Here is a 7,327-nt window from a genome sequence, read left to right as displayed (position 1 = left end):
GGGGCGAAGGACAGCCCATGGATCGGCGGCGGGTGGGGGACGTTCCATGATTCGCCGATCAGCGAGACCCTGGCCAAGAACGTGGGCCCGTACCTCGATCAGCTTGCCCGCGGCCAGGTCAAACGCGACTCGCCGGATCTGACCGCAGTGCACCCGACATCGTCGCTGTGGGACAGCGTCCACCCGGACGAGGCCTCCCGGTTCATGGGTGGCCTGATGCAGGACAAGGAGGCGGCGCAGGCGCTGATGAAGGCGTCACACGATTACGCGCAGAGCTTGGACATCGGCCGGTTCCGGCCGTTCGGTGATGAAGCCGTCCAGGCCGAGTACACCAATCGCGCGTCCCTCGCGGGTGGGGCGGCAGACCTGATGTTGAGCGGCTCGACCTACGCGGAGTGGAGCGACGACGAGTACGCGGACTGGCTCGCCACCGTCGCGCTACTGCCCATCTCTTGGCTGTCCAGCAAGTACTGGACCATTCAGGACGCCACCGTGGCCACTGCACGGGATGCCGGGCTGGACGAAGCCAAGGACGGTTTGAAAAGCATGATCACCGATTACCTCGACAAGCAGACTCCTGGCACAGCGGGTGGCGTTGCGGACCAAATGGCCAATCGGCTGGGTGACTGGGTGAATGAGTCGCTTGACGCGCACGGTGAGAAGCCACTGACGAGGGAGCAGCGTGAAGAGGTGCGGATGTCCTTCCGTGGACGGCTTTCCAACGCATTGAAAAAGGCGCTGGAGCAACGAGGAGGGTGAGCATGACCATCCCCAGTCAAGGTCAGCTGTACCGGCAGGCGACCGACAAGGAGGCGCTCGCCACAACGCTCACGCGGTACGCCGAAGAACTGGACCGAGTGTTTGCCGGCACGCTAGCGAGGCCGCAGGACGCTCACGCGTTCTGGAAAGGGCCGGCGGCTGACCGTTTCGCCACGCAGGCGGCGCAGTTACGGCGCGAGGTCGGCAGTCTGATAGAGAACTGCAGGTCCACGGCCCAGCGACTTCGCAACCAGGCACAGCTCCTGCGCAATGAGGCAGCTCAACTGCCTGGGTGAATGAGTCGGATCAAACGTTGGGCTCGTAGCAACTGGTCTTTCCGACGATCAGAATGTTCGGCTGCTGACTGTTGCGTACGGTCACCATGAAGGTCAGTTCAGTCGCCGGGTTGCGCAGTACGGTCACTCCCAGGTTCTCGTCTGCGAGGTCCAGATCGTCCACGATCACCTCGTAGCCCTCGGACACCAGCAGTCCACGAAGCAGGCCGGCGGCTGTGCCCGGCGAGTGCTTGTTGGGTGGCCCGGTGAGATCGCCCTGTGCTCTGAAGAATCGTTGGACCTGGCCTTGCAAACACCCCGCTTCGTTGTCCTTATCCGCCTTTTCGGTCGCGGTCGCCGATCCGGTAGCGGTTAAGGATGGTGAGGCGAGCAGTTTGTCGCCGTCGGCGACGAGCTGCTTGGCAGCTTCGTCCAAGGTGGGCTTTTCAGGGTCCTGGGTGCAACCCGTTGCGACTACGAGCGAGACGAGCAACGCGGCGACAACAGACAGCCGGCGAGTATCTGGGCGCACGCTCCGGACATTACCTAACGCCTACTCCCGCGTACACCTTGTATGCCCGCTATGCACTAATTCCGCATCTTGGTTGCGCAACATGGAGCAGTACTGTCTAGCTGTTTCCGTCATGCAGGATGGCGATGGCCTCTGAGATACCGGCTACGACGTGGTCGGCTCGATGCTCGGCACCTGGCCACGTTCCTCGATCGATCCAGATCGTACGCAGGCCAGCTGACTGTGCTCCTTGTATGTCGGCGATGAGGTTGTCACCAACCATCCAGCCGCCCCCGTCGAGGCTGGTCCCACATCGCTGGGCGGCGATCTCGAAGAGTCCGGTCTCCGGTTTCCGGATGCCCTCGACCCCGGACATGGCGTAGCCGTCGACCGCGTTCGCCAGGCCGGTCTGCTGGAGCTTGCCGACTTGGTTGTCGGCCATGCCGTTGGTGACGATGCCCACGCACCATCCAGCGGCGCGTAGGTCGGCTAATCCAGCCAAGACCCCGGGTAGCACTGCACGAGGTGGGGCATCCGACGGCGGTAGCCGGCCCATAGCTCCTCGACTGGCTCCGCCAGGCCGAAGTGTTCGCGCACCGTGCTGAAGAATGCTTCTCGATGTGGGCGCGCGTCATGTTCTGGGCGGATGAGCCAGGTAAGAGCCTCAGGATCCAAGCGGTGTTCACTGGCGAACTCCTCGGCCCACCGGAAAACGCGGCATCGAGGTCTTTAAGCGGTTCGATCTAGGTAAAAGAGGGCAAGACGATGCACAATTGAGATCTTAGGCACTCGCTGAATTGCCGGGATGCGTATTGCCGCCATCGCGGATGGACAAGTTCCGTGGTCTGCGGGATTAGGACTGGTGGATCTTCCCTGCGATCCGCCGGTTCGATGGCGGATTGAGTAGCCACAAACAGGTTGCGACCACTCGCAACTGCGGCGTCCCCCAGGGTGATTCACGCTCTCAGACGCTCGCTGGGGTGCTTCGCAGCTGAGGCTGGCTGATCGTTCAAGTTCTGTGCATAAAGCCGGATGGCTCAGATGGTTGCTCAGGTCCTCGGCGTTCGAATCAAACCGGTGAGGTGATCTCGCAGCGCAGCGTCGACAGCGTAGATGGCCGTCCCGCGCATCCCGCGCGTGAGCAGCACCTTGTAGACGTTGCGCACAAGCTGGTCGAATTCGCTGTCTGGGACGGACTTGCGGCTCCTGAACGCGGGGTCCTTGTTCTCGCTACGGATGGAGACCAGGCGACCGTCTTGGACGGTCAGGTCGGGGCCGAGAATGACGCCGTTCCAGTCGTACTCGAATCCTTGGGCGGTGTAGACGCACCCAACCTGTCCGAACCCGTTGGGCTCGCTGGCCCACAACATGCTGGGCGGGAAGTCGCCGACGGCACGATCCTTCTTGACGTTCCACGGCCGTGCCCAGTCGCCGATGACGACGTCGTTGACGAGGGTGTCGTCGGGGCGCGGGTCGCTCCATGGCCAGCAGTAGCCGGCGGTCATCCGGGCGGTGCCAGGCTTGGCGCTCAGATATGCCTCGAGCTCTTGTGGCGAGTCGGCGAGTCGTACCTCGAAGTCCTCGTCTCCATCCCACTCCATCGGCCCGCCGTCGGCGAGGCCGAGCAGGCGGAGAACCCACTGCTCGTACTTCCGGCTGCCGCCGCACCGGAACTGCTCGTCGAGCGATACGAAGCGCACGTCATAGCCCTTGGCCCGGGCGTACTGCTCGACGCCGGCCACGGTGCCGAGTTCACCGGGGCGCACCACCTGGTGCTGATCGAGGAGGAAAACCGGAACTCTCGCGGCGGACAGCAACTCGTCGAGTTGGCTGCGTCCCGTTCGTTTGGCCGCCGGGGTGAAGCGGTTGGTGGACGTCTCGCGGATGCGATGAGCTTCGTCGCAGATCAGCACGTCCATGCCGTTCTGTTCGGCGTCGGTGAAGCTGTTGAAGTACTTGAAGAGGTTCTTGATCCGGGTGCTGCCACGACCGGGAGAGCGGCGCATGGTCTGGGTGAAGGACTGCGAGCCGGTGGCGTGCAGCGCCGATCGGCCCTGCCTGAACAGCTCGCCGAGGAGGGACAGAGCGATGACGCTCTTGCCGCTGCCGGGGCCGCCGGTGACAATGACGACCTGCTTGAAGTCCGCCCGTCGACCTTTGTCGACGGCTCCCATGACCAGCTCGTACGCGACCTGCTGTTCGTCCAGCAACGTGAACTGCTCTCGCTCGCGAATCTCTTTCGAGGCGTAGCTCATGAGCTGCTTGCTGGGAGCGACGGCGCTGGACAGGAGTCGGTCCGCGGCATCGGCGCCCGGCTTATCGGACAGCCGCTCGCTCAGGTATCGGAGGAACTCACCACGCCGCTGCTTGCTGAACAGGCGGCTGCGTTCGTCGCGGACCTGCTCCGACAGACCGTCGATGTCCAGGTCCATCGCGTTGTGCAGGTACGCGGCTCCGTACACGGCGTGCGGCCTGTCGTTGAGCACGCCGAGGAAGTCGCACATGTACTCGCAGTACCGGCGCACCTGCTCAGTCGGGTGCAGTGTCTCGCCACCACCCATGCCGTCCACGATGACCAGATGCTCGCCTGACTCGGACGGCTCAGCGCGGCTCCACTGCTTGAGCTCGACGACGACGTACGAGTCCTCGCCGGTCTGCGGATGCACACCGGCGAGAACTACGTCGGCCCGCCGGCTGGTCAGTGGGAGCTTGTACTCCACGAGCATTTCGACCCTGCGCAACCCGGCGTCGGCCAGGTCGCGAGCGAGCACGGGCAAACTGCGTTGCCAGGACCTGATCTCTGCAGGGGAGGAGCGGCGTCCGGTGGTCGCACGTACGTGCTCGGCGATGGCTTCCGCCAGAGCAGCCTCATTGGGAGAGGTGAGCAGGTTGTCGACAGACAGCCGTAGAGCCGTCACGGATTGACCCCCAGGCAGCACGAAGGAACTCGTGCGGGTGGGGGCTTATTCGCTTCGACCGGAGTCGTACAACCGCGAAAGCCCGTCGGGCCGCACCACATGGTCGCGAAAAGGGTAGCGGGGGCTGCGCTCGCCGCGGAACAGTACAGCATGGATCCTCCAGAGCATCCCTACGCCGGTGGTTCTGCGCCGATGTGGATCACTCTCCGAGGATCGGGACCCCAAGGTCGACCAGCAGCTGGTTGGTGGCAGGATCGGTGGCGTACAGAACGGCCCCGCGCATGCCACGTGTGGCCAGGACTCGGTAGGTGTTGCGGATCACCATGCTGAACTGCAGGGCTTGGTTCTGGTCTCGGTCCACGTTGTAGCGGCGATCGCTCTGCCACCCGTTTCGCCACACCAGATCAGGGCCGATGATGACGCCGGCGTACGCGTATTCGAAGCCTTGAGCGCTGTAGACACAGCCGATCTGGCCGAAGCCTGCCGGGTCGGTGGCCCACAGCGGAGATGGTGGAATGTCTCCCAGGTGATCGGTGGCCTGCGAATTCCATGGGCGGTGCCAGTCACCGATGCGCACATCGTCCGGGAGGGTGCCGTCGGCGTTCGGTTTACTCCATGGCCAGCAGAAGCCGGCAGCGATCCTGGCCGTGTGGTTCTCGGCTACCCGGGCCTTGAGGTAGTTCTCCATCGCCAGCGGATCGCGAGCGACATACAACGTGAAGTTCTCCAGTGGCTGCCAGTCCGGCCGTCCGTTGCTGGGGCGGAGCATGAGTAACCGCTCAATCCAGTCGACGTACTCGGGAGAGCCGGCGCATCGGAACTGGTGGCGTAGATTGATCTCGCGGACCCCGTAGCCAAGTCGTTCCGCGCTGTCGCGAATGAGGTCAAGAGAACCGACCTCACCGCGGCGTACGACTTGATGCTCGTCCAGCAGGAACACAGGAACGCGAGCCGCGTGAATCAGTTCGTCGATCTGCAGCGGCGGCTCTCGTAGATCGTCCTCACCCTTTCGACTGTGTGACGTCTTTCGGAGACGGTGCGCCTCATCCGCGATGATCACATCGAGGTCGTTGGGGGTGGCGTCAGAGAAACTGTTGAAGTACGTGAAGAGTCCTCGCTGCTTACCGGGCAGGCCCGCGTACTTCCACAGGGTCCGGGTGAAGGATCGGCTGCCGGTCGCGTGGACAACGTCGACTTTCTGGCGGGCCAGCGTGCCGAGCAGTTCGACGGCGATGACGCTCTTGCCGGTCCCGGGGCCGCCGAGGATGGCGACGATCTCCTTACGCGCACCTTGCTTGCTGGCGCTCACCAGGTGGCGGACGTAGTCGTAGGCTTCGCGCTGCTCGTCCAACAGTGGGAAGACCGTGCGTTCGCGCACGCACTCGGCCACCCGCGTCATCAGGCCATGCCCGGGCTTGACCGGTGCTTGCAGCAATGTCTCGGCCTGCTGTGCTGCGTTGGCGCCGGACAATCGCCGGCGAAGCACCTCCTTGAGTTCCTCGCGGTGGGCCTCCGCTCCGTACACCGCCACCCACTCCTGCACCAGCTTCTCCAAGCCCTGCTGCTTCGGTCGTACGGCTTCGACCAGGTGGGCGGGAGCGTTGTGCAGGTTGACGACACCACATAACTTCTCGTCGCGCGTCATGGGCACGTAACCGCGTAACACTTGTAAGTAACCCATCAACTGGTTCGCCGGGTGCAGCTGAGGTATCCCGTCGCGGCGGAGCCTTACCATCTCTCCGTCCGGCTGTAACCAGGACCACTGTTTGTTCTCCACGACCACGACCGACCCTGAATCCGTCTCGGGGAAGGTGCCGACGAGAACCATGTCCATGCGTACGTCGGTGATGGGAGCTTTCAGCTCCAGCAGCACCTGCACCTCTCCGAGACCCGCCTCCGTAAGGAGGCGGACGACGGTGGGGATGCTGTTGTTCCAGGAACGGACTTCCCGCTCGTCGGGGTCCTGCCAGTAGGCGTCTCGGAAGCGTTTTCTGAGGTCGTCGATGAAGTCGTCGCAGGCAATCGCTGCGGCCAGTTCGCTGGCACTGCCCTGGTAGAGGCACTGCAACCCCACGGAAGCACTCCTTGGAGACGACGCCGCCGGTGGCTGGCGGACACGGACAGGAACGCATAGGGCATACAACGGTGTGTCACCGAGCTGCTGACCGGCACCTCAGGGTCCGAGTTCTATGGTCGCTGTCCCCGCAGCGTCCGCACTCGGCTGGCCTCTTGGCGGATTGCCTTCAGGCAACTCGTCGCGTTGCCGCCTATTTAAGTGCTTTTGTGTTGACTTGGTCGCTTCAGGTGGTTGGTCGTAGCCCGGAGTGCACCCGACACCCCTACGAACATCTAGCGCAGATGTCGGCTCTGTGCGCAAAGATCGGGATAAATGTGTATCGCCCTCAACTTTGCTGGCCTTGCTGTGCTCTGCGTGGTGCTCACGACTGCTGGCGCGGCTGGGGCCCACCCCGACGGGTGGACGCCTTAGGTCGTCTTATCGGACCGCGCCTCGCTGCTCGCCGGTAGTGTCCCCTACGGGCGGGGAGAGGAAGAGCGGCAACTTGGACCTGGAGAAACGCGTCCAAGATCATCCCCCATATGTCCCCAGAACTCTGTCCTACGGCTGCATATGGGTGCCTCCGGCGGCCTACCGGGGGTCTGACAAGCAAAAGACCTGCGGTTGAGAAACCGCAGGTCAGAGGCCAAAAAGCCTGGTGGAGATGCGTGCCCCCTGCAGTGAACCTATTTCAGGCTCACCCGGCTTGGGTGACGCGATGGTTCTGAAGGACGGCGATGGCCTTGCAGAGGTGGCTGGCCTTGGACGGGCTGCAGCGTAGCTTGCGCAAGATTCTCCAGCCTTTGAG

General features: G+C 63.5%; 6 protein-coding genes. 2 read left to right on the top strand and 4 right to left on the bottom strand.

Annotation, left to right across the window (positions count from 1 at the left end):
• Together E1295_RS49505 and E1295_RS46050 are read left to right on the top strand one after the other, a co-directional pair.
• The coding region (locus E1295_RS49505) for a hypothetical protein (protein WP_166427755.1) at positions 1 to 759 on the top strand (759 nt) is incomplete at its 5' end.
• A gap of 2 nt (positions 760 to 761) precedes the next feature.
• Positions 762 to 1,055 carry a WXG100 family type VII secretion target gene (locus tag E1295_RS46050; protein WP_132641414.1) on the top strand — a complete coding sequence of 98 codons (294 nt, stop codon included), beginning with the start codon at positions 762 to 764 and terminating at the stop codon, positions 1,053 to 1,055.
• A 10-nt stretch (positions 1,056 to 1,065) separates the two neighbouring features.
• On the opposite strand, the gene E1295_RS46045 is transcribed toward E1295_RS46050, so the two are convergent.
• The 4 genes from E1295_RS46045 to E1295_RS46030 all read right to left on the bottom strand — a co-directional run bounded on the left by E1295_RS46045 (position 1,066) and on the right by E1295_RS46030 (position 6,537).
• Entirely contained in the window at positions 1,066 to 1,566 is a 501-nt protein-coding gene (locus E1295_RS46045; protein ID WP_132641412.1) for a hypothetical protein, read from the bottom strand.
• 97 nt (positions 1,567 to 1,663) lie between these two features.
• Entirely contained in the window at positions 1,664 to 2,008 is a 345-nt protein-coding gene (locus tag E1295_RS46040; protein WP_342775975.1) for an HAD family hydrolase, read from the bottom strand.
• 586 nt (positions 2,009 to 2,594) lie between these two features.
• A complete protein-coding gene (locus E1295_RS46035) occupies positions 2,595 to 4,316 on the bottom strand; it encodes a DUF2075 domain-containing protein (protein ID WP_246081199.1) in 1,722 nt (573 codons plus the stop codon).
• Between the two features lie 346 nt (positions 4,317 to 4,662).
• Positions 4,663 to 6,537, bottom strand: a complete 1,875-nt coding sequence (locus tag E1295_RS46030) for a DUF2075 domain-containing protein (RefSeq protein ID WP_132641408.1) — start codon at positions 6,535 to 6,537, stop codon at positions 4,663 to 4,665.
• Positions 6,538 to 7,327 lie beyond the last annotated feature (790 nt).

Origin of the sequence: Nonomuraea mesophila, from assembly GCF_004352805.1 — a bacterium.
GTDB lineage: Bacteria > Actinomycetota > Actinomycetes > Streptosporangiales > Streptosporangiaceae > Nonomuraea > Nonomuraea longispora.
The sequence above is the reverse complement of the archived record's forward strand: the minus strand, read 5'-3'. Positions and strand labels throughout refer to the sequence as shown.

Coding starts and splice junctions, on each gene's coding strand:
- E1295_RS46050 (WP_132641414.1), top strand. CDS start 762: ATGACCATCCCCAGTCAAGGTCAGCTGTACCGGCAGGCGACCGACAAG.